General features: G+C 69.9%; 26 protein-coding genes and 1 tRNA gene. 14 read left to right on the forward strand and 13 right to left on the reverse strand.

The window, feature by feature from the left end:
- Positions 1 to 8 precede the first annotated feature (8 nt).
- A complete protein-coding gene (locus tag ACP56T_RS13130) occupies positions 9 to 1,316 on the reverse strand; it encodes an AmpG family muropeptide MFS transporter (protein WP_430912561.1) in 1,308 nt (435 codons plus the stop codon).
- An 81-nt stretch (positions 1,317 to 1,397) separates the two neighbouring features.
- Between ACP56T_RS13130 and ACP56T_RS13135 the strand changes: the two genes are divergently transcribed.
- From ACP56T_RS13135 to ACP56T_RS13155, 5 genes are all read left to right on the forward strand, one after another.
- Positions 1,398 to 1,472, forward strand: a tRNA-Thr gene (locus ACP56T_RS13135).
- Between the two features lie 317 nt (positions 1,473 to 1,789).
- Positions 1,790 to 2,002, forward strand: a complete 213-nt coding sequence (locus ACP56T_RS13140; RefSeq protein WP_430912562.1) for a NepR family anti-sigma factor — start codon at positions 1,790 to 1,792, stop codon at positions 2,000 to 2,002.
- A 71-nt stretch (positions 2,003 to 2,073) separates the two neighbouring features.
- Positions 2,074 to 2,598, forward strand: coding sequence for a sigma-70 family RNA polymerase sigma factor (locus ACP56T_RS13145; protein ID WP_430912618.1), 525 nt, complete (start codon positions 2,074 to 2,076; stop codon positions 2,596 to 2,598).
- Between the two features lie 66 nt (positions 2,599 to 2,664).
- On the forward strand, positions 2,665 to 3,705 hold the full coding sequence (locus ACP56T_RS13150; protein WP_430912563.1) for a cytochrome-c peroxidase: 1,041 nt from the start codon (positions 2,665 to 2,667) through the stop codon (positions 3,703 to 3,705).
- A gap of 232 nt (positions 3,706 to 3,937) precedes the next feature.
- Positions 3,938 to 4,993: a hypothetical protein gene (locus ACP56T_RS13155; protein ID WP_430912564.1), complete on the forward strand. Its 1,056-nt coding sequence runs from the start codon at positions 3,938 to 3,940 to the stop codon at positions 4,991 to 4,993.
- A 12-nt stretch (positions 4,994 to 5,005) separates the two neighbouring features.
- Here the strand turns inward: ACP56T_RS13155 and modA are convergent, their stop codons facing one another.
- A complete protein-coding gene (gene modA / locus ACP56T_RS13160) occupies positions 5,006 to 5,779 on the reverse strand; it encodes a molybdate ABC transporter substrate-binding protein (protein WP_430912565.1) in 774 nt (257 codons plus the stop codon).
- 176 nt (positions 5,780 to 5,955) lie between these two features.
- On the opposite strand from modA, the gene ACP56T_RS13165 reads away from it, so the two are divergent.
- Positions 5,956 to 6,300 (forward strand): winged helix-turn-helix domain-containing protein, encoded by a 345-nt coding sequence (locus ACP56T_RS13165; RefSeq protein WP_430912566.1) that lies wholly within the window; start codon positions 5,956 to 5,958, stop codon positions 6,298 to 6,300.
- 218 nt (positions 6,301 to 6,518) lie between these two features.
- On the opposite strand, the gene ACP56T_RS13170 is transcribed toward ACP56T_RS13165, so the two are convergent.
- The 5 genes from ACP56T_RS13170 to ACP56T_RS13190 all read right to left on the reverse strand — a co-directional run bounded on the left by ACP56T_RS13170 (position 6,519) and on the right by ACP56T_RS13190 (position 9,799).
- Positions 6,519 to 7,064, reverse strand: a complete 546-nt coding sequence (locus ACP56T_RS13170) for a class I SAM-dependent methyltransferase (RefSeq protein ID WP_430912567.1) — start codon at positions 7,062 to 7,064, stop codon at positions 6,519 to 6,521.
- Between the two features lie 39 nt (positions 7,065 to 7,103).
- Entirely contained in the window at positions 7,104 to 7,694 is a 591-nt protein-coding gene (locus ACP56T_RS13175; protein ID WP_430912568.1) for a methyltransferase domain-containing protein, read from the reverse strand.
- A gap of 78 nt (positions 7,695 to 7,772) precedes the next feature.
- Complete coding sequence (locus tag ACP56T_RS13180; protein ID WP_430912569.1) at positions 7,773 to 8,660, reverse strand: glycosyltransferase family 2 protein; 888 nt, start codon at positions 8,658 to 8,660, stop codon at positions 7,773 to 7,775.
- 77 nt (positions 8,661 to 8,737) lie between these two features.
- Positions 8,738 to 9,391 carry a glycosyltransferase family 2 protein gene (locus ACP56T_RS13185; protein ID WP_430912570.1) on the reverse strand — a complete coding sequence of 218 codons (654 nt, stop codon included), beginning with the start codon at positions 9,389 to 9,391 and terminating at the stop codon, positions 8,738 to 8,740.
- A gap of 12 nt (positions 9,392 to 9,403) precedes the next feature.
- Entirely contained in the window at positions 9,404 to 9,799 is a 396-nt protein-coding gene (locus tag ACP56T_RS13190) for a flagellar biosynthesis repressor FlbT (protein ID WP_430912571.1), read from the reverse strand.
- A 211-nt stretch (positions 9,800 to 10,010) separates the two neighbouring features.
- Between ACP56T_RS13190 and ACP56T_RS13195 the strand changes: the two genes are divergently transcribed.
- From ACP56T_RS13195 to ACP56T_RS13205, 3 genes are all read left to right on the forward strand, one after another.
- Positions 10,011 to 11,216 (forward strand): flagellin N-terminal helical domain-containing protein, encoded by a 1,206-nt coding sequence (locus tag ACP56T_RS13195; RefSeq protein ID WP_430912572.1) that lies wholly within the window; start codon positions 10,011 to 10,013, stop codon positions 11,214 to 11,216.
- Positions 11,217 to 11,499: 283 nt separating this feature from the next.
- Positions 11,500 to 12,708 (forward strand): flagellin N-terminal helical domain-containing protein, encoded by a 1,209-nt coding sequence (locus ACP56T_RS13200; protein WP_430912573.1) that lies wholly within the window; start codon positions 11,500 to 11,502, stop codon positions 12,706 to 12,708.
- 77 nt (positions 12,709 to 12,785) lie between these two features.
- Complete coding sequence (locus ACP56T_RS13205) at positions 12,786 to 13,523, forward strand: glycosyltransferase (protein WP_430912574.1); 738 nt, start codon at positions 12,786 to 12,788, stop codon at positions 13,521 to 13,523.
- Positions 13,524 to 13,526: 3 nt separating this feature from the next.
- On the opposite strand, the gene ACP56T_RS13210 is transcribed toward ACP56T_RS13205, so the two are convergent.
- From ACP56T_RS13210 to ACP56T_RS13220, 3 genes are read right to left on the reverse strand one after another with little or no spacing between them, the layout of a single operon-like run.
- Positions 13,527 to 13,994, reverse strand: a complete 468-nt coding sequence (locus ACP56T_RS13210) for a secondary thiamine-phosphate synthase enzyme YjbQ (protein WP_430912575.1) — start codon at positions 13,992 to 13,994, stop codon at positions 13,527 to 13,529.
- Positions 13,991 to 15,829, reverse strand: a complete 1,839-nt coding sequence (locus ACP56T_RS13215; RefSeq protein WP_430912576.1) for a cisplatin damage response ATP-dependent DNA ligase — start codon at positions 15,827 to 15,829, stop codon at positions 13,991 to 13,993. The genes ACP56T_RS13210 and ACP56T_RS13215 overlap by 4 nt, the downstream gene beginning before the upstream one ends.
- On the reverse strand, positions 15,826 to 16,869 hold the full coding sequence (locus ACP56T_RS13220; protein ID WP_430912577.1) for a ligase-associated DNA damage response exonuclease: 1,044 nt from the start codon (positions 16,867 to 16,869) through the stop codon (positions 15,826 to 15,828). The genes ACP56T_RS13215 and ACP56T_RS13220 overlap by 4 nt, the downstream gene beginning before the upstream one ends.
- 52 nt (positions 16,870 to 16,921) lie before the next feature.
- Between ACP56T_RS13220 and ACP56T_RS13225 the strand changes: the two genes are divergently transcribed.
- On the forward strand, positions 16,922 to 17,866 hold the full coding sequence (locus ACP56T_RS13225) for a class I SAM-dependent DNA methyltransferase (protein WP_430912578.1): 945 nt from the start codon (positions 16,922 to 16,924) through the stop codon (positions 17,864 to 17,866).
- A gap of 129 nt (positions 17,867 to 17,995) precedes the next feature.
- Here ACP56T_RS13225 and arfB read toward each other — a convergent pair whose 3' ends face one another.
- The gene (gene arfB, locus ACP56T_RS13230) at positions 17,996 to 18,418 is read right to left on the reverse strand and encodes an alternative ribosome rescue aminoacyl-tRNA hydrolase ArfB (protein ID WP_430912579.1); all 423 of its coding nucleotides are present in this window, start codon (positions 18,416 to 18,418) and stop codon (positions 17,996 to 17,998) included.
- A gap of 25 nt (positions 18,419 to 18,443) precedes the next feature.
- Positions 18,444 to 18,725 carry a BolA family protein gene (locus ACP56T_RS13235; protein WP_472853154.1) on the reverse strand — a complete coding sequence of 94 codons (282 nt, stop codon included), beginning with the start codon at positions 18,723 to 18,725 and terminating at the stop codon, positions 18,444 to 18,446.
- 134 nt (positions 18,726 to 18,859) lie between these two features.
- Between ACP56T_RS13235 and ACP56T_RS13240 the strand changes: the two genes are divergently transcribed.
- The 4 genes from ACP56T_RS13240 (at position 18,860) to cobT (ending at position 23,133) form a co-directional block, all read left to right on the forward strand.
- Positions 18,860 to 19,492, forward strand: a complete 633-nt coding sequence (locus ACP56T_RS13240; RefSeq protein WP_430912581.1) for a J domain-containing protein — start codon at positions 18,860 to 18,862, stop codon at positions 19,490 to 19,492.
- 206 nt (positions 19,493 to 19,698) lie between these two features.
- Entirely contained in the window at positions 19,699 to 20,682 is a 984-nt protein-coding gene (gene cobS, locus ACP56T_RS13245) for a cobaltochelatase subunit CobS (RefSeq protein WP_430912582.1), read from the forward strand.
- A gap of 14 nt (positions 20,683 to 20,696) precedes the next feature.
- Positions 20,697 to 21,191: a DUF29 domain-containing protein gene (locus ACP56T_RS13250; protein ID WP_430912583.1), complete on the forward strand. Its 495-nt coding sequence runs from the start codon at positions 20,697 to 20,699 to the stop codon at positions 21,189 to 21,191.
- 4 nt (positions 21,192 to 21,195) lie between these two features.
- Positions 21,196 to 23,133, forward strand: a complete 1,938-nt coding sequence (cobT, locus tag ACP56T_RS13255; protein ID WP_430912584.1) for a cobaltochelatase subunit CobT — start codon at positions 21,196 to 21,198, stop codon at positions 23,131 to 23,133.
- A gap of 13 nt (positions 23,134 to 23,146) precedes the next feature.
- Here cobT and ACP56T_RS13260 read toward each other — a convergent pair whose 3' ends face one another.
- Entirely contained in the window at positions 23,147 to 24,076 is a 930-nt protein-coding gene (locus tag ACP56T_RS13260) for an AEC family transporter (protein ID WP_430912585.1), read from the reverse strand.
- Between the last annotated feature and the right edge of the window lie 124 nt (positions 24,077 to 24,200).

Raw genomic sequence — 24,200 nt, forward strand, 5'->3', positions numbered from 1 at the left:
GGAGCCGTCTACGCAACGTGCGACGCCATCCGCCGGTGGCGGTGCCACACCCACCAGCACAGAAGCGCCACGGGCGCGCCGATCAGCGAGGTCGCCACGAAGAACCAGGCGAAGCCGGTATACTCGATGACGAAGCCCGAGGCGCCGGCGAGCAGGCTTCCGGGCAGCGCGCAGAGCGAGGTGAGCAGCGCATACTGGCTCGCCGCATGCTCGGTGGCGGCGAGCGAGGACATGTAGGCGATGAGCACGATGGAGGCGAAGGCGTAGGCGAAACTGTCGATGCTCACCGTCAGCGCGAAGGTCCAGAAGGCGTCGCCTCCCTCGCCCCCATGCAGCGCCAGATAGGCGAGCGAGAGATGCGAGGCGGAGCCGGCCACCGTGCCGACGAGCAGGCTCGCCATCATGCCGATGCGTGGCACGATGTAGCTCGCGAGGAACGTCCCTCCCAGCGCGACGCCGAATCCGAAGAGCTTCGTCACGGTGGCGATGTCGGTGTTCGAGTAGTGCAGGCTCTTGAACAGCGGCAGCGCCATCGCGCTCGCCACGTAGCCGGGCATGCGGAAGCCCGCGATCAGGATGAGAATCGGGATCGCCATCGGCCCGAGCCGGCTGGTCAGCTCGCGGATCGGCGCCCACACCGTCTCGACGAAGCCCGGATGGTCGTGCCGCGCGTGCAGATCCGATTCGGGCTCGGGCGCGAGCAGCGCCGCGAGGAGGCCGGGCGCCATCAGCGCGGCCATGCAGAGATAGGCGGCGCGCCATCCGTAGGCGTCGGCGAGATAGAGGGCGCCGGCCCCGGCGGCGAGGTTGCCCATGCGCCAGCCGACCTCCGACCAGGACGACATCAGCGCCTGCCGCTCCGGCGGCGCGACGGTGATGCGCCAGCCGTCGATGACCACGTCCTGCGTCGCCCCGGCGAACCCGAGCGACAGGGAAAAGATCACCGTCCAGGCGAGCCAGTGCGCCGGATCGCCGAAGGCGACGCCGGCGAGCGTCGCCATCACGCCGATCTGCGAGACCACGATCCAGCCGCGCCGCCGCCCGAGCAGGCGGCCGAGAAGCGGCGGATCGTAGCGGTCGAGGAAGGGCGCCCAGAGGAACTTGAACTTGTAGGCGAGCGTCAATTCGCTCATCAGGCCGAGGACGCCGATGGGCACCTTCGCCTCCGAGAGCCAGGCCGACTGGGTCACGTAGACGAGCAGGAACGGGATGCCGGAGGCGAAGCCGAGCCCGAGCATGGCCGCGACGCTCCGGTCGGCGAGATGGCTCAGCCCGAACCGCCGGCCCGTCTCCTCCTCCCCCGCGCGAGCCCGCATGCGACGCCGCTCCTGCCTGACCGGCCCCCGGCCCGCCCGGCTTGAACGCCCGGCTCGCGGCTGTTAGCACGCCGCACAGGGGCCGGTGTAGCACAGCGGTAGTGCAGCGGTTTTGTAAACCGAAGGTCGGGAGTTCGATCCTCTCCACCGGCACCATCCCGACCCCTTCGGCCCGGCCGGCGGCGTGCCGCTCTTGGCAGCCGGATCGGCGCCGCGATCGGCGGGACCGGGGGAGGCTCCAGCACGCCGGGAAAGCGCCGAACATATTTCAGCAGAAACAATCCGACATACTTCAGATCAGCTTGAGCATTGCCGGTCGATATTATTTTTTACGGCCAAGTTCGCATTAAGATTGCATGAACGCCGGTTTCAGATCGCATTAAATACTTGAGGTCTAGCACCGCCGGTCCGTGACGGGATCGACGCGCCTTCCGGCGTTCGCCGCGCCCGTCTCACGAACCAGACGGGTGACGATGACGCGGACCGACGACGAGACGCACCGACAGGCCGCAGGCGATCCATGCGCCAGGAGCGCGCGGCGCCTCGATGCCGACGCGCGCCGCCGGATCGGACAGGGCTTGCGCCTTCATTACGCGAGCCTCGTCGCGCAGCCGCTTCCCGAACGGTTCACGGCGCTCCTGGCGGAGCTCGCCGCGAGCGCCAAGCCGGAGGAGCCCTCCCGATGACGCAGACAGCCTTCCAAGGCGCCCCGGCGGCGGCACTGGCCGAGCTCCGGCCCGGCGAGGTCGAGCCGGAGATGCGCGAATTGCTGCTCGGCGCCATCCCGGCGCTGCGCGCCTTCGCCTTCTCCCTGACCTACGACCTCGACCGCAGCGACGACCTCGTCCAGGACACCCTGGTGCGCGCCTGGACCAAGTCCGACAGCTTCCAGAGGGGCACCAACCTCTATGCGTGGCTGTTCACGATCCTGCGCAACCTGTTCTACTCCGAGCAGCGCAAGCGCAAGCGCGAGGTGGAGGACGCCGACGGCAGCATCGCCGGCCGCCTCTCGAGCCTGCCGGAGCAGGAGGTGCGCGTCGAGATGCGCGCCTTCGAGGCCGCCCTGAACACCCTCCCCGTGCCTCAGCGCGAGGCGCTCGTGCTGGTTGGCGCACAGAGCTTCACCTACGAGGAGGCCGCCGCCATCTGCGGCGTCGCCGTCGGCACCGTGAAGAGCCGCGTGAGCCGGGCGCGGCTGAAGCTGATCGCCCTGCTCGGCATGGAGGGCAGCGACGACATCGGCACCGGAGCCGTCACCAGGGCGGCCCTCGGCAACTCTTAAGCGCAAGGAAATCTTCACGCTTCGGCAACGGCTCGGCGGCTAGAAACACGGCGGAAAGGTTCCGTCATGACGTGGAAGCTCGGCGGCGCCGCAGCGGCGCTCCTCATGGTTCTCGGCGCCGCCGGCTACGGCGCGATGGGGCCCGACCGGCTCGGCGACGAGACGCGCGCCGCCTATCGCCGCCCCGCCGCGATCCCGTTCCCCGAGGAGAACGCCTACAGCCTCGCCAAGGCCGAGCTCGGCCGGCGGCTGTTCTTCGATCCGCTCCTGTCCGGGGAGCGGGACCGCACCTGCGCGAGCTGCCACAACCCCGACCACGCCTGGGGAGACAGCCGGGCCCGCGCCGAGGCACGGGACGGGCTCGCCCTGCCCCGGCGCACGCCGACCCTGCTCAACCTCGCCTGGCAGGAGCGGCTCGGCTGGGACGGCAAGTTCCGCGACCTCGACACCGTCGCCTTCACGCCGATCACCTCCGAGCGGATGATGAACCTGCCGGAAGCGGAGGCGCTCGCCCGCCTCGCCGCCGACCCGGACTACGCGAAGGGATTCGCCGACGCCTTCCCCGATCCGGCGGTGACGCGCGAGCGGGTCGAGGCGGCGCTCGCCACCTTCGAGCGCCTGATCGTCTCGCCGGACGCCCCCTTCGACCGCTGGATCGCCGGAGACGAGACCGCCGTCGACGCGAAGGCCAAGCACGGCTTCGCCCTGTTCACGGGCAAGGCGGGCTGCGCCGCCTGCCATTCCGGCTGGGCGTTCAGCGACGGCTCCTTCCACGACATCGGCAGCGCCACGGGCGAGGATATCGGCCGGGGGAAGTTCTTCCCGAACTCTCCGGCGCTGCGCTACGCCTTCAAGACCCCCGGCCTGCGGCAGGTGACCGAACGGGGGCCCTACATGCATGACGGCTCTGTCCCGACCCTCGAGGCCGTGATCGACCTCTACAACTGCGGCGGGATCGACAGGCCGAGCCGCTCGAAGGACATCCGCGCGCTCGCCCTGTCGCCGGGCGAGAAGGCCGACATCGTGGCCTTCCTGAAGACCCTGTCGGCGGACAAGCCGGCGCGGGTCGCGGAGGGCGGCTTCCCCGCCACCGCGCCGCAACCCTGAAGCATGTTCAGGGGAAGCGGATCCCGGTTCTCCGTCCGGACATACGCCATCACAAGAACTTGGACCCTGTCGGGCGCTTCTGAGAGCGCCCGACGGGGTCCAAGGCGACGGCGACGGAAACGGGGCCGTTAACTTTTCGGTAAGATCTCCTAACAAATCGTTAGCGCCGTCCGGCCGCTTGAGCGACATTACGCACGTACTCGTTGCGTAGCTGCGTGTCGCCGAGGGCTCCATGGTTCGGTTCGGTCGGGGCTATTCCACATCCGGTGCGGCGTTCGCGGCGGCCCTGCCGCTCCTCCTCCTCGCCACGCAGGAGGCCAGCGCCCATGTCAAATGGTTCTGCGCCTTCAACCTCGCGGGCCAGCCGCAGGGGCTCGAACAGGTGCTCTGCGCCGATTTCGAGTGGCTCACCGGCCTCGCCCTGATCTGCCTGATGGCGGGGTGCATGGCGGAGGGCACGGCCATCGGCGGCGCCCTCCTCTCCGGCCTCGACCGCGTCACCGCGCGGGTGCGGCTCGATACGGAGCGGCTGGTACGGGCCGTCTGCGGCTTCTTCTTCGTCTCGCTCTGGTGCCTCGGCGGCATCATCCTGACGCCCGAGCTCAAGACCGACGCCGGCTGGATCTCCTGGCTCCAGCTCGCCATCGCCGTGTCGATGATCTGGCGGCGCACGCTGCCGCTCGGCGGGCTCGGCATCGTCTTCCTGTTCGGCTTCGCGACCTGGAGCTACGGCGCCTTCCATCTCGCCGACTACCCGATCTTCCTCGGCATCGCCGCCTATCTGATCATGACCGGGACCGGGCGCTCGCCCTTCGGCCTGCGCCCCCTCGACGTGATGCGCGCCGCCGCCGCCGTGACGCTGATGTGGGCCTCCGTCGAGAAATGGGCCTTCCCCGACTGGACCGCGCCCCTGCTGGTCGCCAAGCCCGCCATGACCCTCGGCGCCTCGCCGGAGCTGTTCATGCGCGCCGCCGGCGTCATCGAATTCACCCTCGCCTTCGCCCTGATCTGGACGCCGCTGGTGCGGCGCATGGCGGCGATCATCCTCGTCGCGGTGTTCGTCTCGGCGGTGTTCGAGTTCGGCAAGCTCGACGCGATCGGCCATTCCGGCATCATCGCGGTGCTGCTCGCCATCGCCGCCGACGACGCCCGCCAGCCCGCCACGCGCCGCAGCGTCGTGCTGGCGCCCGCCGCCTACGGCGCCGCGCTGGCCCTGTTCCTGACCCTCTACTATGCCGGGCACGCCGTCTTCTACGGTGGCGGCCTCGGCGCGGTGCCGGTGATCTGACTGACGCGGCCCTCAGGGCTTGGCGATCACCGTGAAGCCCTGCGCCTCGAAGAAGGGCCTGCCGGCGGCGCTCTTCAGGAAGTCGAGGAATTGGGCGCCGGCCTCGCCCTTCGCCTCCAGGGTGAGAGCGAAGGGATAGACCACCGGCGGGTGGCTGCCCTCGGGAAACACGCCCACGACCTTCACGCCCGGATCCGACCTGGCGTCGCTCTCGTAGACAACGCCGAGGGGCGCCTCGCCGCGCGAGACCAGCGCCAGCGCCGCGCGCACGTTGTCGGCCTGGGCGAGGCGCGGCTGGATGGTGCCCCAGAGCCCGAGCGTCTCGAAGCCGGCCTTGGCGTATTTGCCCACCGGCACCGAATTCACCTCGCCGGTGGCGAGCCGCCCGTCCGGTCCGAGGGCCTTGGCGAAGCCCTCGGCGGTGAAGGCGACCTCGGCCGCCGCGGACTCCTTCGGCGCCACCACCACCAGGCGGTTGTTGAGCAGGTTCACGCGGCTGTCGGCCTTGATGAGGTTCTTCCTGGCCAGATAGTCCATCCATTCGAGGTCGGCCGAGGCGAAGAGGTCGGCGGGCGCGCCCGATTCGATCTGCCGGGCCAGCGCCGAGGACGCCGCGTAGCTCGCCTTGATCTCCGCGCCCGTCCGGGCCGTGAACGCCTTGCCGGCATTGTCGATGGCGTTCTTCAGGCTCGCGGCGGCGAAGACCGTGACGGTCTCGGCGGCGTGCGCGGCCTGCGCGCCGAGGAGAAGCCCTGCGACGAGCAGGGCGCGGGTGAACGGCATCATGCGGGGTCGGTCCTCGGCGGGTTTCGGGGAAGGGCGGATCACGCGGCCTTCGGCAGCGAGACCATCCCGCCTCTACGCGGCGCTATATACGGCCGACACGAGCCGTGGCCAGACCCGCCGGGAGAAATCCCTTCCGGCCGCGCCCCGTGCTAGGACGAGCGCCGCGAGGAGACCCGATGGCCAGCTTGAGCATCCGTATCGATCTCGGCCCCGACCACCGCGTCGGGCCCGGCAAGGTGCAGCTTCTGGAGATGATCGCCGAGCACGGCTCGATCTCGGCGGCCGGACGGGCGCTGGGCATGTCCTACCGCCGGGCCTGGATGCTGGTGGAGGCCATGAACACCGGCTTCGGCCGCCCCGTGGTGGAGACGCAGGCCGGCGGAAAGGCCGGGGGCGGGGCGAGGCTCTCGGCCTTCGGTGCCGACGTGGTCGCGCATTACCGCGCCATCGAGCGCGCCGCCGAAAAGGCCGCCCTGCCCTTCCTCGCCCGCCTCTCGCCGGCGGCCCCCGCGACGCCCTGAGCCGGCCGCGTGGCCCATCCGGCCAGCACCTGGGCAAGCCGCGCCGCTTGCGGCACAGTGCTATATCTTTTCGGATACAGCGATTGCCAGGGCGCCCCGTGTCTCACAGCTCCCATCTCGACGGCCCGGCCCTGCGCGCGCTGGCCTACCGGCCGCTGCGCAGCGCCGGCATCGCGAGCTTCGTACACGCCGTCGCGGCGGGGTAGCCGCCCGCCGCCTCAGTCCTTCGGCTTCTGCGCGATGGCCCAGACCACGATGGGGAAGTCCGGCTCGTTCTGGAGGCTGTGCACGCCCTCCACGTAATCCGCCCAGCGCTCGTAGTTGGCGTTGATGCAGGCCCGGTTGCCCCAGCTGTCGACATAGGTCGCGCGCGGGTCGAACCCCGCCTCCTCCAGGAAGTAGAGCATGCCGACCGGGGTCCAGCGCGAGCAGTCGACGGGGTGGTTGTGGATCTTGAGCAGGAACGGCGTGGTGATGACGAAATAGCCGCCCGGCTTGAGCATCCGCCACACGTTCCGCGCCGCCCGGTAGGGATAGGTCAGGTGCTCGAAGACCTGCTCGGCGAAGACCACGTCGTAGAGGCGGTCGTGATCGATCTCCCGGCAGATGTCGAACTGCGGGTAGTGCAGCTCGCGGAAGGTCCGCCAGGGAAAGCGCCCCCACTGGTTGCCGGACAGCTCCAGCGCGTCGAGGGACGCGTGATCGAGCTGGCGGATGACCTGGTCGGTCTGCCGGTTCATCACGATGCGGGCCCAGTCGGCCATCGTCCCCCCCTTCGTCCTTCGGTGACGGCGACGCCCGCCTCAGCAGCGGGTGAACAGGAGGCCGGTCCGGGCCAGGTAGGCCGCGCCGTCCTGCTGCGCGAGGGCGCGCACGCGGTTGGTGTCGGCCACGGCGCATTGGTAGCCGGCCCGCGAGACCGCCTCGATCCAGTAGGCGGCGTCCTTGCAGTTGACGTGGTGGTATCCGTGCTGGCCCGGCAGGGCGTGGGTCATGAGGATGACCTTGCCGCAGGCAAGCGAGCCGATGAAATTGCCGAGGTAGCGCTCCTCGACATGCTCGGCGACCTCCTGGCACCAGACGAGATCGACGGCGCAGACGAAGGGCGCCTGCGTGAAGTCGGACTGGACCGTCGGGAAGACGTTGTCGCGGATGTTGCGCCCGAGCCCGTCGCAGGCGATCGCGGCGACGCCGTGCCGGTGGAACAGGGCCGCCGTATGGCCCTGGCCCGAACCGAGATCGAGCATCGAGCGCAGGGCGAAGCGCTCGACGAGGTGGCGCACCACGCTCGGCGCGAAGGAATAGGGGTCGCCGTGGTCGGCGTTGCCTCCCAGATGCGGCGTCTCCGGAACCTCGATCGAAACGATGCCCTGATATTCCATGGTCGGTCCCATCGACAGGATCGGCGCCGCTCCGGTCGCTCCGGGGCCGCATGCGTGGTGGGTGAAGGCCGTCGCGCCCGAGGCCCGGCCTCAGGCGGCGACGCCGAGGGCGTCCGGCCCGGCCGGGGTCCGGGTCTGGCGCAGCCAGGCGATCTCGTCCGCGGCGGCGCGGAACTCGATCTCGAGCTTGTGCAGGTCGACGCTGCCCCCTTCGGGCACGCTCGTCTTCCACAGGTCGAACGCCGCCGTCCGGCCGATGGCGGCGAGCTGCGCGAAATAGGCGCCGGCGATGACCGCGTAGACATCGGCGACCTTCTGCGCCTCGGGGGAGCCGCGCCGGCGGCCGTGGTCGTGATAGACCTTGGGCCCGCGCAGCAGCGCCCCCGTGTAGCCCGCCCGCGAGGCGAGGAAGGCGGTCATCAGGTCGTTGTTCTCGACCGGCCCGACCTGGCAGACGCCGCCCGTCGCCGCGAGCACCTCGCGCAGGAAGAACATGTTCGCCCCCTGGATCATGCCCGGCGCGACGACGCTGTGGGGCGGGATGATCTGCATGTCGGGGAACGACCACCAGCCGGTATTGGCGATGCGGGGATCGTCGTCGGGGTTGGCGAGGGCGATCTCGCCCATGCCGTACTGGAAGGCGCGCGGATCGAAGCGGCGCAGGAGCGTCGCGAGATAGGTCTCTTCGAGGTAGCAGTCGTCGTCGGTGAAGACGAGCAGCTCGCCCTCGCTCATGGTGAGGCCGACATTCTGGGCATGCGCGAAGCCGGGCTTGTCCGCCATGGCGACCTTCACCGGGAAGGGGGCCTGCCGGGCATAGGCGGTCATCACCGCCGCCGTGTCGTCGTCGGGCGCCGAGCCGACCAGGATCAGCTCCGACCCGAAGGTCAGCATGGGCTGCACGGGCAGGCGGCGCAGCGCCTCGGCGAGCTGGGCCGGACGGCGCCAGGAGGCGATGACGATCGAGGTCTTGAGCATTGGAGAAGGCTCCTGATCCGCCGTGGCGGCGGTCGCGACGGCGGGGAGGCGGGGATCGTCGGGCCGGACGACGGCCCTCAGAGCACGAAGACCTGCTGGCCGAGATGGCCGAGCTTCTTGCTCAGGATCGGGTCGCACCAGATCCGATAGCCCTGCTCGCGGACGCGGTCGGAGAAGTCGTAGTCCTCGCCGACGATCTGGCCGGAGGCCTCGTCCGTGCGGAAGCGGAAATAGGGCGCCTTGAGCTTCTCGAAGACGCTCATGCGGATGAGCAGGCAGCCGGTGGGGATGCGGGTCATCTCGACGAGGCCGGGGGGCGCGTCGGCCGGCTGCGGGTCGCGCATCTCGCCGAGGAAGGTCAGCGGCGGCGTCCGGCGCGAATAGGTGGCGCCGACGATGTCCTCCTCGCGCACGAGCAGGCGCAGCAGCGCGTCGTGGGGGAAGGTCATGTCGCTGTCGACGAAGAAGACGTACTCGGCGCCCGCCTCCTGGGCCATCTTGACGCCGTTGTTGCGCGCCTCGGCGACGATCGACGAGCGGCAGGTGATGACGATGATCGGCAGCTCGTTGAGGTTGTAGCACATGGTCGCGAGCGACATGCAGAAATCGGCATGCACCGTGGTGGCGGAGGGCACGGCGATGGCGACGCTCGGCAGGCGGGCCGGCATGCCCGAGGGGATCTTGGCGGCGGGATTCGAGGCGGGATTCGAGGCGGTCTTGGACGAGAGCATGGACGTCGGGCCTCAGGCTGTGGTGGCGAGATGTTCGGTGAGCGAGCGCTCGTAGGCGACGAGGTCGCGCCCGCGCTTGATCGCGCGGTGGTACTGGCCGGCGGCGAGCTCGTCCTGGATCGCGAGGATGTACGGCCCGGTGCTCGGCACGGCGCGCATCAGCTCGGTGGCTTGGCGCACGAACAGGTCCTCGGCCTCGATGGGGTTGTCGGCGAGATAGATGAGCTGGAGCGTCACGCAGAGGCGCTTGCAGGCGGTGTCGGCCTCCGCCTCCAGGATGATCTCGCTCTCACGCAGGAACTTGCTCTGCGTCTCGATGAGGAAGCTGGCGCTGCGCTCGCCGTTGCGGATCGCCGCCCCGTTGATGATGAGCCGCTCGAACGGCTTGAGGGTGATCTTCAGCGGCATCGGCGCGGGTCCGGCTTCATCCCGGCACACTATTGGCCCGCGAGGAGTTAACGCCCTCTTAAGCATAACCCCCGAATTCGCGGGATCGCCCGTGGTTCGCCGGGAACGCGCCGCTTTCGAAGGATCGGTTTAAAGCGTCGGTAAGGCGGCAAATCCTAGGTTCGGTCATCGCCAAGAACGGCGTTTCACCCGATCAATAGGATCAATCGCCATGTCCTCTTCCATCACGCTCTCGGCCGCCTCCCGTCAGAACCTGCTCTCGTTGCAGGACACGGCGGCTCTGACGTCGACCACCCAGAACCGTCTCGCCACCGGCAAGAAGGTCGCCTCGGCCCTCGACAACCCGCTGAACTTCTTCACCGCGCAGAGCCTGAACAGCCGCTCGTCGGACATCAGCGGCCTGCTGGACGGCATCTCGAACGGCGTCCAGGCGATCCAGGCGGCCAACCAGGGCATCACCTCGATCCAGAAGGTCGTGGAGCAGGCGAAGTCCCTGGCCAGCCAGGCGCTCGCCACGCAGGTCACCACCAACGGCACCGCCGCCACCGCCCTCGCGACCTCCTCGCTCACCTCCACCTCGGTGGTGAACTTCTTCGTCAACGGAACCCAGGTCTCGGCCTCGGGCTTCACCTCGGCCTCCAGCATCACCGACGTCGTCAACGCCCTCAACTCGGCCTCGAACGCCCAGGGCGTCGGCAACGCCTTCACCGTCGACTCCACCGGCAAGAAGGTCGTCATCAACGCCTCCGCCGATATCGAGTTCGCCGACACCGCCAGCCAGACCACCCTCGGCTTCTCCGCCGGCACCGGCACCGGCCCCACCTACGGCACGGCGTCCGCCGCCGGCACCTCGAGCGAGATCACCGTCTCGGGCGTCACCCAGCGCGCCTCGCTCGCCACGCAGTACAACAACCTGCTCACCCAGATCACGCAGCTCGCCGGCGATGCCAGCTTCAACGGCGTGAACCTGATCTCGGGCAAGAACAACGACCTGAGCATCAGCTTCAACCCGAAGGGCAACTCGAACCTGACCGTCGCCTCCACCGACGAGACGGCCTCGGGCCTCGGCCTCTCCGCCGTCTCCAACAAGGACGCGGCGAGCTCCACCGCCGGCAAGGGCAACTTCCTGCTCAACGCCGACATCAACAACACGGTGAAGACCCTCGCCGCGGCCACCGACCAGCTCAAGGCGGATTCCACGACGCTCGGCTCCAACCTCTCGGTGGTACAGAACCGTCAGGACTTCTCCAAGCAGCTCGCCAACATCCTCGACACGGGTGCAGCGAACCTCACCAACGCCGACCTGAACGAGGAGGCGGCCAACTCCCAGGCCCTCTCCACCCGCCAGTCGCTCGGCATCTCGGCGCTCTCCCTCGCCAACACCGCCCAGCAGAGCATCCTCCAGCTCCTGCGCTGAACCGGACGGCTCTCCTCCGCTAAGGAGGAGACCTCCACGACGAGACGGGACGGCCGGATCGAAGGATCCGGCCGTTTCGTCGTTTCGCGCCGCGCGCTTCCCGACCCGCGTGTCTTGAATATCCCGCGCGCGCGAGGAGGGCGGCACGGCCCGAGAAATGCCCGGCATGGTTGACGAACGTCGTTAAAGCGCTCTCCCGGCTTAACGAAATTTCAACCACGCCGCGCAAGAATCACTCCGACGATCTAGGCCGCATCGCGTTCGGATCAAAGGAGTCGCTCTCATGTCGTCCGACGTCACGCTTTCCGCCGCAACGCGTCAGAACCTGCTCTCGTTGCAGGACACGTCGGCTCTGACGGCCACCACCCAGAACCGTCTCGCCACCGGCAAGAAGGTCGCCTCGGCCCTCGACAACCCGCTGAACTTCTTCACCGCGCAGAGCCTGACCGGCCGCTCGAAGGACATCTCCAGCCTGCTGGACGGCATCTCGAACGGCGTCCAGACGATCCAGGCGGCCAACCAGGGCATCACCTCGATCCAGAAGATCGTGGATCAGGCGAAGTCGCTCACCAGCCAGGCGCTCGCCACGCAGATCACCACCACCGGCACCGCCGCCACCGCCCTCTCGACCTCCTCGCTCACCTCCACCTCGGTGGTGAACTTCTTCGTCAACGGCACCCAGGTCTCGGCCTCCGGCTTCACCTCGGCCTCCAGCATCGTCGACGTCGTCAGCGCTCTCAACGCGGTCTCGAACGCCCAGGGCGTCGGCAACGCCTTCTCCATCGATTCCACCGGCAAGAAGGTGGTGCTCAACGCCTCCGCCGACATCGAGTTCGCCGACACCGCCAGCCAGACCACCCTCGGCTTCTCCGCCGGCACCGGCACCGGCCCCACCTACGGCACCGCCTCGGCCGCCGCCGGCACCTCGAGCGAGATCACCGTCTCCGGCGTCACCCAGCGCGCCTCCCTCGCCAGCCAGTACAACAACCTGCTCATCCAGATCACGCAGCTCGCCGGCGATGCCAGCTTCAACGGCGTGAACCTGATCTCGGGCAAGAACAACGACCTGACCATCAACTTCAACCCGAAGGGCAACTCGAACCTGACCGTCGCCTCCACCGACGAGACGGCCTCGGGGCTGGGCCTCTCCGCCATCACCGAAAAGGGCGGCACGAGCTCGACCATCGGCCAGGGCAGCTTCCTGCTCAACGCCGACATCAAGTCGACCGCCAAGACCCTGGAGAGCGCCACCGACCAGCTGAAGGCGGACGCGACGACCCTCGGCTCCAACCTCTCGGTGGTACAGAACCGCCAGGACTTCTCCAAGCAGATCGCGAACATCCTCGATACCGGCTCGGCCAACCTCACCAACGCCGATCTCAACGAGGAGGCGGCCAACTCCCAGGCCCTCTCCACCCGCCAGTCGCTCGGCATCTCCGCCCTGTCGCTCGCCAACACCGCCCAGCAGAGCATCCTCCAGCTCCTGCGCTGAGGCCACCGCACATCGCCGCCGCGCGGCCCAAGGCCGCCGGCTCCCCGTCCGGGGCAGGATCGTCAGGGCAGGAAACCATGCAGATCGCGCTCGTCACGCCCTACTACAAGGAAGACCTCGCGGAGATCCGCCAGGGCCACGAGAGCGTGCTCGCCCAGGACATGCCTTGCCGGCACATCATCGTCGCGGACGGCTTCGCCAAGCCCGAGATCGATGCCTGGGACTGCGAGCACATCGTCCTGCCCAACGCCCACGAAGACAAGGGCGACTTCGCCCGCGGCATGGGGGCGCTGCACGCGGTCCATGCCGGCGCCGAGTTCGTCGCCTTCCTCGACGCCGACAACTGGGTCGAGCCCAACCACATGTCGAGCCTGATCTGCACGGCGCTCAAGAACGGCACCGCGATCACCACCTGCCGGCGCGCGCTGCGCCGGCTCGACGGCAGCATGCTCGACCCGCTCGACAACGAGAGCGACGGCCTGCGCTTCGCCGACACCGGCACGATCCTGTTCCACAAGAGCGTCATCGACATCATCGCCCTGTGGGCCATGATGCCGCGCAACGTCGGCACCATCGGCGACCAGATCGTCTGGGCCGCCGTCCAGGCGCGGGGCTATCCCATCTCCCACACCAGCCTGCCGACGCTGAACTACCGCACCAAGTTCCGGTCGCACTACATCGCGCGCCGGGAGATCCCCCCGGCGGGCACCACCGACATCGCCCATGTCGAGAGCGGCGCCCAGGCCTGGAACGCGCTCAACGAGCACCAGCGCCGCTGCATGCTGATCGGCTACGGGCGGGGCGTGGCCGCCTGAGCCTCAGGCGCCCATCGCGGCGAGCACGATCTCGCGCCGGTGCGGCCGGTCACGGTGCTCGACGAGATAGATCCCCTGCCAGGTGCCGAGCGCCAAACGGCCGCCGACGAGGGGGATCGTGAGCCCGCTATCGGTCAGCATCGTGCGGATATGGGCGGGCATGTCGTCCGGCCCCTCGCAGCCGTGGACATAGGCGCCGTGGCGCGGCGCCAGCCCGTCGAGCGCCGTCATCAGGTCAGTTTGCACGTCCGGGTCGGCGTTCTCCTGGATCGTCAGCGACGCGGATGTATGCCGGCAAAACACCGTGACGATCCCGTCGGCGAGCCCGCTCCGCACCACGAAATCCGCCACCGCGCGCGTGATGTCGGTGAATCCCTGGCCCGGCGTCTCGACGCTCAGGCGCGCGCTCGCTCTGCGCGTGACGGCGCCTTCGGAAAAATCCTCGATCTGTCCGATGCGGCCCCGTCTCATGCGCCCTCCTTCAGGCTCTCGCCGGGCATGACCTCGCGCTCGCCGCGGGCGAGGATGCGTTCCAGCACGTCGATGCGGTCGGCCTCGGCCGGCGGCTTGTCCCAGCGGATGCGCCTGACGCGGGGAAAGCGCATGGCGACCCCCGACTTGTGCCGGGTCGAGCGCTGCACGCCCTCGAAGGCGATCTCCAGCACCAGCCCGGCCTCGGCGCCGTAGGCGACCTCGCGCACCGGGCCGAAGCGCTTCACCGTGTGGTTGCGGACATAGCGGTCGAGCTTTTGCAGCTCGGCGTCGGTGAAGCCGTGATAGGCCTTCCCCACCGGCACCAGCTCGTCGGCGCCCTCCGCGCCCTCGCGCCAGACCCCGAAGGTGTAGTCCGAATAGAAGGACGAGCGCTTCCCGTGGCCGCGCTGGGCGTACATCATCACGGCATCGACGCGGTAGGGCTCGCGCTTCCATTTCCACCACGGCCCCTTGGGACGGCCGGGCAGGTAGTGGCTGTCGCGGCGCTTGAGCATGACGCCTTCGATGGCGTCGGCATCCTCACCCGCCCCCACCGAGGCCGGATCGGCGCGGGCGGCGGCGAGATCGGCCCAGGATCCGAACGGCACCAGCGGCGAGAGATCGATGCGCGCGTGGTCGAGCCTCGCGACGAACGCCTCCAGCCGCGTCCTTCGCTCGGCGAATGGTCGGTCGCGAAGATCCTCGCCGTCGGCGGCGAAAAGATCGTAGGCGCGCACATGCGCCGGGAACTCGGCCAGCAGCTTATCCGTCACCGCCTTCCGGTTGAGGCGCTGCTGGAGGACGTTGAAGCTCTGCACCCTCCCCTCGCGCAGGATCAGCAGCTCGCCGTCGAGGGCGCCCTCGAAGGCGATGGCCTCGGCGAGATCGGGGAAGGCGTGGGTGATGTCCTCGCCGGTGCGAGAATAGACCTTCCGGACCTGCCGCCCGTCGCGGTCGCGCCCGCCCGCGAGCTGGACGCGGATGCCGTCCCATTTCCATTCGGCGGAGAACTCGCCCGGCACGAGCTTGCCGAGGTCGTCCTCCTCCTCGACGGGATGGGAGAGCATGGGCGGGCGGAAGGGCGCCGGGTTGTCGGTCTCCGGCCGGCCGGCCCGGCCCTCGACCCAGGCGAACAGGCTCTCGTAGGGAACGCTCAGCCCGTGCCAGACCTGCTCGACGGCGTCCGGCTCGTGGCCGCCCAGCGCACCCACCGCCGTCTTGGCGAGCCGCGCCGAGACGCCGACGCGCAGGTTTCCGGTGACGAGCTTGAGCAGCGCCCAGCGCCCGGTCTCGTCGAGCGCGTCGAGCCAGCGCGCGAGATGGCCCGGCAGCCCGACCTTCTTCGTGCCGGCCAGCGTTTCCACGACCTCGGCGAGGGTCGGCACGTCGGGGGGCGGGCCGTTGTGGCCCACCGAGGCGCCCCCTCCCCCCTCTGCGGGGGAGGGTGGCCCTCGCGTCAGCGAGGGTCGGGAGAGGGGAGCGCCGTATCCGGCACCGTTGCTCCCCTCACCCGACCCGCTGCGCGGGCCACCCTCTCCCGCAGAGGGGAGAGGGGAAGACGGCGCCGGCCAGATCAGCGCCACGGTCTCGGCGAGGTCGCCGACATAGTTGTGCGAGAGCCGGAACAGCACCGGGTCGACGCGCTCCTCCACCAGCCCCCTGATCAGCGCGGGCTTGGCCTCGCGGAAGCTCAGGGAGCCCGTCATCGCGGCGAGCGCGTAGCCGCGCTCCGGGTCCGGCGTGCGGGCGAAATAGTCCTTCAGCAGGCGGAGCTTGGCCAGCCGGCGCGGCTCGTAGGCGAGACGGTCGAGGAGATGGGCGAAGTCGTTCACGCCGCCGCCTCCTCGGCCGCAGGCGCCGTGTCGGCCTCCTCGTCGCCGTAGCCGAGCAGGTGCAGGGGTTTCGCTGCAATCCCTTGCGTCCCGCACCAATGCACCAGCGCGTCCTCCTGCCCATGCGTCACCCAGACCTCGCCGGCCCCGGTCTCGCGGATGGTGCGGCAGAGGTCCGGCCAGTCGGAATGATCGGAGATGACGAGGGGCAGCTCGACGCCTTTCTGGCGGGCGCGGGCCCGCACCCGCATCCAGCCGGAGGCGAAGGAGGTCACGGGGTCGGGAAATTTGCGCGACCACACGTCCTGGATGGCGGAAGGGGGGCAGAGCACGATGGCGCCCTTCAGGTCGCCCCGCTCGGCCGCGACCACCTTCGGAGTCTCGCCGAGAGCGATGCCCTCCGCCTTGTAGAGCTCCGTCAGCCGCTCCATGGCGCCGTGCAGCCAGATCGGGCGGTCGTAGCCGGCCTCCCGCAGCAAGGCCATCACCCGCTGCGCCTTGCCGAGCGCGTAGGCGCCGACGATATGCGCGCGCTCCGGGAACAGCGCCACGGACGCGAGGAGCTTTCGCACCTCCTCGCGCGTATCGGGCATGCGGAAGACCGGCAGGCCGAAGGTCGCCTCGGTGATGAAGACGTCGCAGGGCACCACCTCGAAGGGCCGGCAGGTGGGGTCCGGCGCGCGCTTGTAGTCGCCGGAGACGACAACGCGGCAGCCGCCGGCCTCGATGGCGATCTGGGCCGAGCCGAGCACATGCCCGGCCGGCACGAAGCGCACGCTGACCTCGCCGATGCGCAGCCATTCGCCGAGCGGCGCCTCCTGCATCGATCCGCAAAACCCCTCGCCGTAGCGCACCGCCATGATCCGCAGGGTCTCGCCCGTGGCGAGCACATGCCCGTGGCCGGAGCGGGCATGGTCCGAATGGCCGTGGGTGACGAGCGCCCTCTCCACAGGCCAGGTCGGATCGACATGGAAGCCCCCGAGCGGGCAGTGGAGCCCCTCGCGGGTGAGAGTGAGGAGATCGCTGGCGCGGAGCGGCATGGGAGCGGATATAGGGTCCGGCCCGCCGGCTCCCATCGGTCCATCTGAAGACATGTCGCGCCAGCGCTCCTCGGGCGATCTCCTCGCCGACCGGCGATACGCCTATGCCGAATCCTGCCTCGCGGAGGGCGACGCGGCGGGCGCCGCCGAGATGGCCGAGCAGGCGCTTGAGCTGGCGCCGCGCTTCGCCCCGGCCTGGGCGCTCCTCGGACGCGCCCGCGAGGCGCTGTTTTCCGCAGGGGCCGGAGAGGCGGCCTTCCACGCGGCGCTGCGCGCCTATGCCGCCGCCCTCGACATCGATCCCGAGGACGCGCTCGGCGCCCGCATGCGGCTCGCCGTGCTCGGGCTGGGCGACGGGACGCGGGCGATGTCGGCGGCCTATGTGCGGGCGCTCTTCGACGGCTATGCCGAGCGCTTCGACCGGCATCTCGTGGACGGGCTCGGCTATCGCGGCCCGCAGCTGCTGCGCGAGGCCCTCGACGCCGTGGCGGGAGCCGGCGCCCGCTTCGGCACGGCGCTCGATCTCGGCTGCGGCACCGGGCTGGTGGGCGAGGTGCTCGCCGGCCGCGCGGACCGGCTCGTCGGGATCGACCTCTCGCCGGCGATGCTGGCCAAGGCACGGGCCAAGGGGCTCTACCAGCGGCTCGTGGCGGGGGACCTGCTCCGCGCGCTGGCGCAGGAGCCCGAGGGCGGCGCCGACCTCGTGCTCGCGGCCGACGTGTTCATCTATGTCGGCGACCTGGGCGCTCCGCTCGCGGCCATCGCGCGGGCCCTGGCCGGGGGCGGGCTCGCGGCCTTCACGCTCCAGACGCATGACGGGGAGGAGCCCGTGCGGCTCGGCGCGGATGCCCGCTTCTCGCAATCGGAGGCGCATCTGCGGGAGGCCGCCGGGGAGGCCGGGCTCGGCGTGGTCTCGCTCTCCGAAGCGGCGATCCGGCGGGACCGGGACAGGGATGTGCCGGGGCTCGTCGCGGTGCTCGCGAAGGGCTCGCCATGAGGCCGGCGCGGCCTCGGCTCATGCCGTTTCCGGCTGATCGGAGCGGGTTCGCCTGGGGGGGCCCTCTCCCCGCTTTGGCGGGGAGAGGGGAAGGCTTCCGCAGCCGAACGGACCGGCAGGAAGACGGCATCACTCCCCGGAGGTGTCGCCGCGTCCGCGCTTGATCGCGCCGCGCCGGGACTTGTCCTCCAGGCGGCGCTTCTTCGAGGCCAGCGTCGGCCGGGTGGCGCGGCGCGGCACCGGCGGCACCGCCGCCTCCGCGACCAGCGCGGCGAGGCGCTCGCGGGCATCGGCGCGGTTGCGCTCCTGGGTGCGGAACTGCTGGGCGACGAGCACGAGCACCCCGTCGCCCGTGAGCCGTCGCCCGGCGAGCTTCATCAGGCGCACCGCCACGGCGTTCGGCAGGGAGGGCGAGCGGCGCACGTCGAAGCGCAGCTGCACGGCGGTGGAGAGCTTGTTGACGTTCTGGCCGCCGGGGCCGGAGGAGCGCACGAAGCTCTCCTCCAGCTCCGTCTCGTCGAGCGAGATGGACGGCGTGCAATGGAGGGCCATCGACCCCATATCCCCGTTCGGAGGCTCAGGCCGCCTCGGCCGGCGTGCGGGCCTTCACGGCGAGCGCATGCAGGCCGCGCGCGAAGGCGCCCGACATCAGGCCGTTGACGATGCGGTGGCGCTCGACCCGGCTCTTCCCCTCGAAGGCGGCGGAGACGATGTCGAGCCGGAAATGCGTCTCCCCGGATTCGCGCCAGCCCGCATGGCCGGCATGGAGGTGGGATTCGTCCACGACGTCGAGGAAGGCGGGCGCCAGCTCCGATTCGAGGGTCCGCGCGATCCAGTCCTTGAGAGTGCCCGCTTCCACCATGGTAACCACCTTAGCCTTATGGATCGCCGGGGCGCCGCTCCGGCGGGGCCCCGTCAAGCCCCGATCTTCGCATGCGTCATCAGGCCCGGCGCCCTTGTGTCTCGGGTCGGCCCCCTCATAATCGCCCCGTCATGGATCTCAACTCGCGCCTGTTCGACAAAATCCGGATCAAGAAGCCGTCCTGCGACGAGCCGAAGGCCGCGACGCAGGGGCAGTGCGAGACTCCCGGCTGCCAGAATCCGGGCCTCTACCGGGCGCCCAAAGGCCGCAAGGCGGAAGGCCAGTACTGGCGCTTCTGCATGGACCATGTGCGCGCCTACAACGCCACCTACAACTATTTCGACGGCATGAACGACGCCGCCGTGCAGGCCTACCAGAAGGACGCCATCATCGGGCACCGCCCGACCTGGGCCATGGGCATGAACGGCAGCGCCGGCGCCCGCGACCCGAACAAGACGGCCACCGAGCGGGACTGGGCCTATGTCGACCCGCTCGGCATCCTGCGCGCTGAGGGTGTCGGCGCCAAGCGCGCGCGCGGCGCCGAGCCGGAGCCGAAGCGCCCGCGCCACACCGCCGCCGCCCGCAAGGCGCTCGACGTGATGGGCCTCGACGAGGGCGCCGATGCGGCCGCCATCAAGGCGCAGTACAAGGCCCTGGTGAAGCGATTCCACCCGGACGCCAACGGCGGCGACCGCTCCTTTGAGGAACGCCTGCGCGACATCATCCGCGCCCACGACACGCTGCGCGCCGCCGGCCTGTGCTGAGGCGGCACGATCGATGCGACGGGCGCATGGCGCAAACGGCGCCCGCTGCACTATATCCCCGACGCCGGCTTCCGGTGGCGCATCCCGGCGCCAGCGACTAAGAGACCGGCTTCCGATGCGACGCCCGAGGCGCCTTCCGCCGACGGCACGAGACAGTTGCGAGGTTCCGCCGAAGGCCGGCGGGGCCCGCGCCGACGAGGTCCCGTATGCTTTCTGACGACAAGCCCGCCGCGCTGCCCGACCGGACGGTCAAGGTCCGCGACCTGTTCGGCATCGATCTCGACCTCGAGGTGCCCGCCTTCTCCGAGCGCGAGGAGCACGTCCCCGACATCGACCCGGACTACATCTTCGACCGCGAGACCACGCTCGCGATCCTCGCCGGCTTCGCCCGCAACCGCCGCGTCATGGTCACGGGCTATCACGGCACCGGCAAGTCGACCCATATCGAGCAGGTCGCCGCGCGGCTGAACTGGCCCTGCGTGCGGGTGAACCTCGACAGCCACGTCTCGCGCATCGACCTCGTCGGCAAGGACGCCATCGTCCTCAAGGACGGCAAGCAGGTCACGGCCTTCCAGGACGGCATCCTGCCCTGGGCGCTCCAGAACAACGTCGCGCTCGTCTTCGACGAGTACGACGCCGGCCGCCCGGACGTGATGTTCGTGATCCAGCGCGTGCTGGAGGTCTCCGGCCGCCTGACGCTGCTCGACCAGAAGCGCGTCATCCGCCCGCACCCGGCCTTCCGGCTCTTCGCCACCGCCAACACGGTGGGCTTGGGCGACACGTCCGGCCTCTATCACGGCACGCAGCAGATCAATCAGGGCCAGATGGACCGCTGGTCCATCGTCACGACGCTGAACTACCTCGCGCACGACCGCGAGGTGGACATCGTCCTGTCCAAGGCCACCCACTACAAGGGCGAGGGCGGGCGCGACATCGTCAACCGCATGGTGCGCGTGGCGGACCTGACCCGCAACGCCTTCATGAACGGCGACCTCTCCACCGTGATGAGCCCGCGCACGGTCATCACCTGGGCCGAGAACGCCGACATCTTCCGCGACATCGGCTTCGCCTTCCGCGTCACCTTCCTCAACAAGTGCGACGAGCTGGAGCGGACGCTGGTCGCCGAGTTCTACCAGCGCGCCTTCGGCAAGGAGCTGCCCGAGAGCGCGATGAACGTCGCGCTGAGCTGAGGATGGAGGAAGCCATGGCGGAACCCGTTCCGAAGGGGGCACCGCATTCGCCCGCGTCGAGGGCATCCGTCGGAACGGCGTACGAGGCCGATCTCTACACCTGGGTTCAAGAGCAGGTCGCACTCCTTCGGGCCGGCGCGGTGGATGCCCTCGATCTTCAGAACATCGCGGAGGAACTCAGCGACGTGGGATCGGAGCAGTATGACAAGCTCGAAAGCGCCGTCGATGTCCTGGTCGCGCACATGCTGAAATGGGACAACCAGCCGGAGCGGCGCAGTCGAAGCTGGACGATCACCATCGCCGAGCAACGCAAGCGTATCGAGAAGCAGTTGCGCAAGAACCCTGGCCTGAAGCCCCGTATCGCGGAAGCGATCGAAGACGGGTACGATCTGGGGCGGTTGCGGGCGGCCCGCGAGATGCGATGCGCGCCCGACCTCCTGCCTCGGGCATGCCCCTACACCTGGGACGAGATCGTGAACCGTCCGTTCGAACTCGACGCGGACCGGTAGCCCGATGTCCATTCCCAACCGCGGCAAGCCCGCCGACCGCAAGGAATCCGCCTCCGAGCCGCTGAAGCGCTCGGTCGCCGCCTGCCTGCGCGCCATCGCCCGCCGCTCCGAGGTGGAAGTCACCTACGCCACCGACCGGCCGGCGCTCACCGGCGACAAGGCGCGCCTGCCGGAGCCCCCGCGCAAGCTCTCGGCCGCCGATGTCGCGGTGCTGCGCGGCAACGCCGATTCGATGGCGCTGCGCCTCGGCTGCCACGACAACGCCGTCCATCGCCGGCTCGCGCCGGAGAGCTCGGCCGCGCGCGCCGTCTTCGACTCCGTGGAGCAGGCCCGCGTCGAGGCCATCGGCTCGCGCCGCATGGCGGGGGTGGCGAGCAACCTCACGGCGATGCTGGAGGACCGCTACCACCGCGGCGGCAAGTACGAGCAGATCACCGACCGCGCCGACGCGCCGCTCGAGGATGCCGTCGCCCTGATGGTGCGCGAGCGGCTGACGGGCGCCAAGCCCCCGCCGGCGGCCGAGCGCATCGTCGCGCTGTGGCGTCCGCATATCGAGGAGAAGGCCGGCAAGAACCTCGACGGGCTCATCGGCTCCATCGAGGACCAGCGCGCCTTCGCCCGCTGCGTGCGCGAGCTGCTGACCTCCCTCGACATGGCCGACGACGTCCCCTTCGACCAGGAGGACGACGACACCGAGGACGAGAACGAGGCCCAGGACGACGAGCAGCAGCAGAACGAGGGCGAGGCCGACGAGCAGTCCCAGGGCGACCGCTCCGAGGTCGAGACCAGCGAGCAGGCCTCCGACGAGATGGAGGAGGGCGCGAGCGAGGCCGCCGACGCCCCCTCCGGCGAGATGCCCGAGGATGCCGACAGCACCGATTCGGAAGAGGCCTCCGAATCCTGGCGGCCGCCGACCCCGCGCCCGAACCAGGTGCTCGGCCCCGACTACAAGATCTTCAACCCGCGCTTCGACGAGATCGTCCACGCCGAGGACCTGTGCGACGCCGACGAGCTGGCGCGCCTGCGCAGCTATCTCGACAAGCAGCTCGCCCATCTCCAGGGCGTGGTCGGGCGCCTCGCCAACCGGCTCCAGCGGCGCCTGCTCGCCCAGCAGAACCGGGCCTGGGACTTCGACCTCGAGGAGGGGCAGCTCGATCCGGCGCGCCTCGTGCGCGTGGTCATCGACCCCTACCAGCCCCTCTCCTTCAAGCAGGAGAAGGACACGAACTTCCGCGACACCGTCGTGACCCTGCTGCTCGACAATTCGGGCTCCATGCGCGGGCGGCCGATCACGGTGGCGGCGACCTGCGCCGACATCCTGGCGCGCACGCTGGAGCGCTGCGGCGTCAAGGTCGAGATCCTCGGCTTCACCACGCGGGCCTGGAAGGGCGGGCAATCGCGCGAATCGTGGCTCGCCGCCGGCAAGCCGCAGACGCCGGGCCGCCTCAACGACCTGCGCCACATCGTCTACAAAAGCGCCGACGCTCCCTGGCGCCGTGCGCGCAAGAACCTCGGGCTGATGATGCGCGAGGGGCTGCTCAAGGAGAACATCGACGGCGAGGCCCTCGACTGGGCCCATAAGCGCCTGCTCGGCCGGCCCGAGCAGCGCAAGATCCTGATGGTGATCTCGGACGGCGCGCCCGTCGACGATTCGACCCTCTCGGTCAATCCCGGCAACTACCTGGAGCGCCACCTGCGCTGGATGATCGAGGACATCGAGACCCGCTCGCCGGTGGAGCTGCTCGCCATCGGCATCGGCCACGACGTGACCCGCTACTACCGCCGCGCGGTGACGATCATCGATGCGGAGGAGCTCGGCGGCGCCATGACCGAGAAGCTCGCGGAGCTCTTCGACGAGGACGGCCCGGCGAGCATGCCCGTCCGGACGCCGGCGCGCCCCGAGCCGCGCCGGCCGGTAAGGCTCGCGACGACGCGGGCCTGAGCCGCTCTCTCCGTCACGCCCGGCCGAGCACGAACAGCCAGCCGAGCGTCGTCAGGATCGCGAGCAGCGTCGAGGCGAGGATCGCCGCCGCGACGACGCCGACCTCCGTGCGGTAGCGCGCCGCGAGCAGGTAGGAGTTGATGCCGACGGGCATCGCCGCGAACAGCGTCGCCACCCCCGCATAGGCGCGCGGCATGCTGAAGACGTGGAAGGCGAGCAGATAGACCGCGAGCGGATGCACGCCGAGCTTCAGCGCCGAGATGGTCAGGGCGCCGGGCAGGTCGTGCAGCACGCGGTAGCGCTTCAGCCCGGCCCCGAGCGCGATCAGCGCGCAGGTCGAGGCGGTGCTGCCGAGCGCATCGACGATGGCCTTCGGCGTGCCGCCGAGCGACACGCCCGAGAGCCGCATCGCGAGCCCGAGCATCAGCGCCAGGAAGATCGCGTTTCGCAGGAGAACCAGCCCGAGGCCGCGCAGGCGCTCGATCAGCGGCTTGTCGGCGTCCGCCTCGATCAGGAAGGTCGCCGCGCCCATCATCAGCGGCAGATGCACGGCGAGCAGCATGAACAGCGGGAAGGCGCCCTCCTCGCCATAGGCCTGGAGGATCGTCGGCACGCCGATGAAGATGGTGTTCGACTGGCTCGCCGCGAAACCGTGCAGGATCGCGCCCCGCCGGTCGACGCCGGCCCGGCGCGTCGCGATCAGCGAGCCGCAGGCCCAGGCGATGGCCGCGCCGCCGAAATAGCTGATCCAGTAGGACCAGGCGATCTCGCCCGAGAGCCCCGGCCGGCTGAGCGTCCCGACGATCAGCGCCGGCACCGCGATGGCGAAGACGTATTCGGAGAGCCCGTCGCTCACCCTGTCCGAGAGCAGGCCGGAGACGGCCGCCGCCCAGCCGATCAGCACGAGGCCGAAGATCGGCGCGATGAGGGTGAGCGCGTTCATCGGCAGGAGCCACCCCGCAAGGCACGGATGCCAAGGACCGCGCGGACGCGAAAAAACCGCCGCCCGCGCGGTCGCGGGCAGCGGCTGGAACCTGAAACGGACGGGCCGGGACGCGGGCGGCGCG

This window comes from Methylobacterium endophyticum, assembly GCF_050591105.1.
Lineage (GTDB): Bacteria > Pseudomonadota > Alphaproteobacteria > Rhizobiales > Beijerinckiaceae > Methylobacterium.

Bases quoted from the DNA above. Each gene is read 5' to 3' on its own strand.
- ACP56T_RS13130 (WP_430912561.1), bottom strand. From the start codon at position 1,316: ATGCGGGCTCGCGCGGGGGAGGAGGAGACGGGCCGGCGGTTCGGGCTG.
- ACP56T_RS13140 (WP_430912562.1), top strand. From the start codon at position 1,790: ATGACGCGGACCGACGACGAGACGCACCGACAGGCCGCAGGCGATCCA.
- ACP56T_RS13145 (WP_430912618.1), top strand. From the start codon at position 2,074: ATGCGCGAATTGCTGCTCGGCGCCATCCCGGCGCTGCGCGCCTTCGCC.
- ACP56T_RS13150 (WP_430912563.1), top strand. From the start codon at position 2,665: ATGACGTGGAAGCTCGGCGGCGCCGCAGCGGCGCTCCTCATGGTTCTC.
- ACP56T_RS13155 (WP_430912564.1), top strand. From the start codon at position 3,938: ATGGTTCGGTTCGGTCGGGGCTATTCCACATCCGGTGCGGCGTTCGCG.
- modA (WP_430912565.1), bottom strand. From the start codon at position 5,779: ATGATGCCGTTCACCCGCGCCCTGCTCGTCGCAGGGCTTCTCCTCGGC.
- ACP56T_RS13165 (WP_430912566.1), top strand. From the start codon at position 5,956: ATGGCCAGCTTGAGCATCCGTATCGATCTCGGCCCCGACCACCGCGTC.
- ACP56T_RS13170 (WP_430912567.1), bottom strand. From the start codon at position 7,064: ATGGCCGACTGGGCCCGCATCGTGATGAACCGGCAGACCGACCAGGTC.
- ACP56T_RS13175 (WP_430912568.1), bottom strand. From the start codon at position 7,694: ATGGGACCGACCATGGAATATCAGGGCATCGTTTCGATCGAGGTTCCG.
- ACP56T_RS13180 (WP_430912569.1), bottom strand. From the start codon at position 8,660: ATGCTCAAGACCTCGATCGTCATCGCCTCCTGGCGCCGTCCGGCCCAG.
- ACP56T_RS13185 (WP_430912570.1), bottom strand. From the start codon at position 9,391: ATGCTCTCGTCCAAGACCGCCTCGAATCCCGCCTCGAATCCCGCCGCC.
- ACP56T_RS13190 (WP_430912571.1), bottom strand. From the start codon at position 9,799: ATGCCGCTGAAGATCACCCTCAAGCCGTTCGAGCGGCTCATCATCAAC.
- ACP56T_RS13195 (WP_430912572.1), top strand. From the start codon at position 10,011: ATGTCCTCTTCCATCACGCTCTCGGCCGCCTCCCGTCAGAACCTGCTC.
- ACP56T_RS13200 (WP_430912573.1), top strand. From the start codon at position 11,500: ATGTCGTCCGACGTCACGCTTTCCGCCGCAACGCGTCAGAACCTGCTC.
- ACP56T_RS13205 (WP_430912574.1), top strand. From the start codon at position 12,786: ATGCAGATCGCGCTCGTCACGCCCTACTACAAGGAAGACCTCGCGGAG.
- ACP56T_RS13210 (WP_430912575.1), bottom strand. From the start codon at position 13,994: ATGAGACGGGGCCGCATCGGACAGATCGAGGATTTTTCCGAAGGCGCC.
- ACP56T_RS13220 (WP_430912577.1), bottom strand. From the start codon at position 16,869: ATGCCGCTCCGCGCCAGCGATCTCCTCACTCTCACCCGCGAGGGGCTC.
- ACP56T_RS13225 (WP_430912578.1), top strand. From the start codon at position 16,922: ATGTCGCGCCAGCGCTCCTCGGGCGATCTCCTCGCCGACCGGCGATAC.
- arfB (WP_430912579.1), bottom strand. From the start codon at position 18,418: ATGGCCCTCCATTGCACGCCGTCCATCTCGCTCGACGAGACGGAGCTG.
- ACP56T_RS13240 (WP_430912581.1), top strand. From the start codon at position 18,860: ATGGATCTCAACTCGCGCCTGTTCGACAAAATCCGGATCAAGAAGCCG.
- cobS (WP_430912582.1), top strand. From the start codon at position 19,699: ATGCTTTCTGACGACAAGCCCGCCGCGCTGCCCGACCGGACGGTCAAG.
- ACP56T_RS13250 (WP_430912583.1), top strand. From the start codon at position 20,697: ATGGCGGAACCCGTTCCGAAGGGGGCACCGCATTCGCCCGCGTCGAGG.
- cobT (WP_430912584.1), top strand. From the start codon at position 21,196: ATGTCCATTCCCAACCGCGGCAAGCCCGCCGACCGCAAGGAATCCGCC.
- ACP56T_RS13260 (WP_430912585.1), bottom strand. From the start codon at position 24,076: ATGAACGCGCTCACCCTCATCGCGCCGATCTTCGGCCTCGTGCTGATC.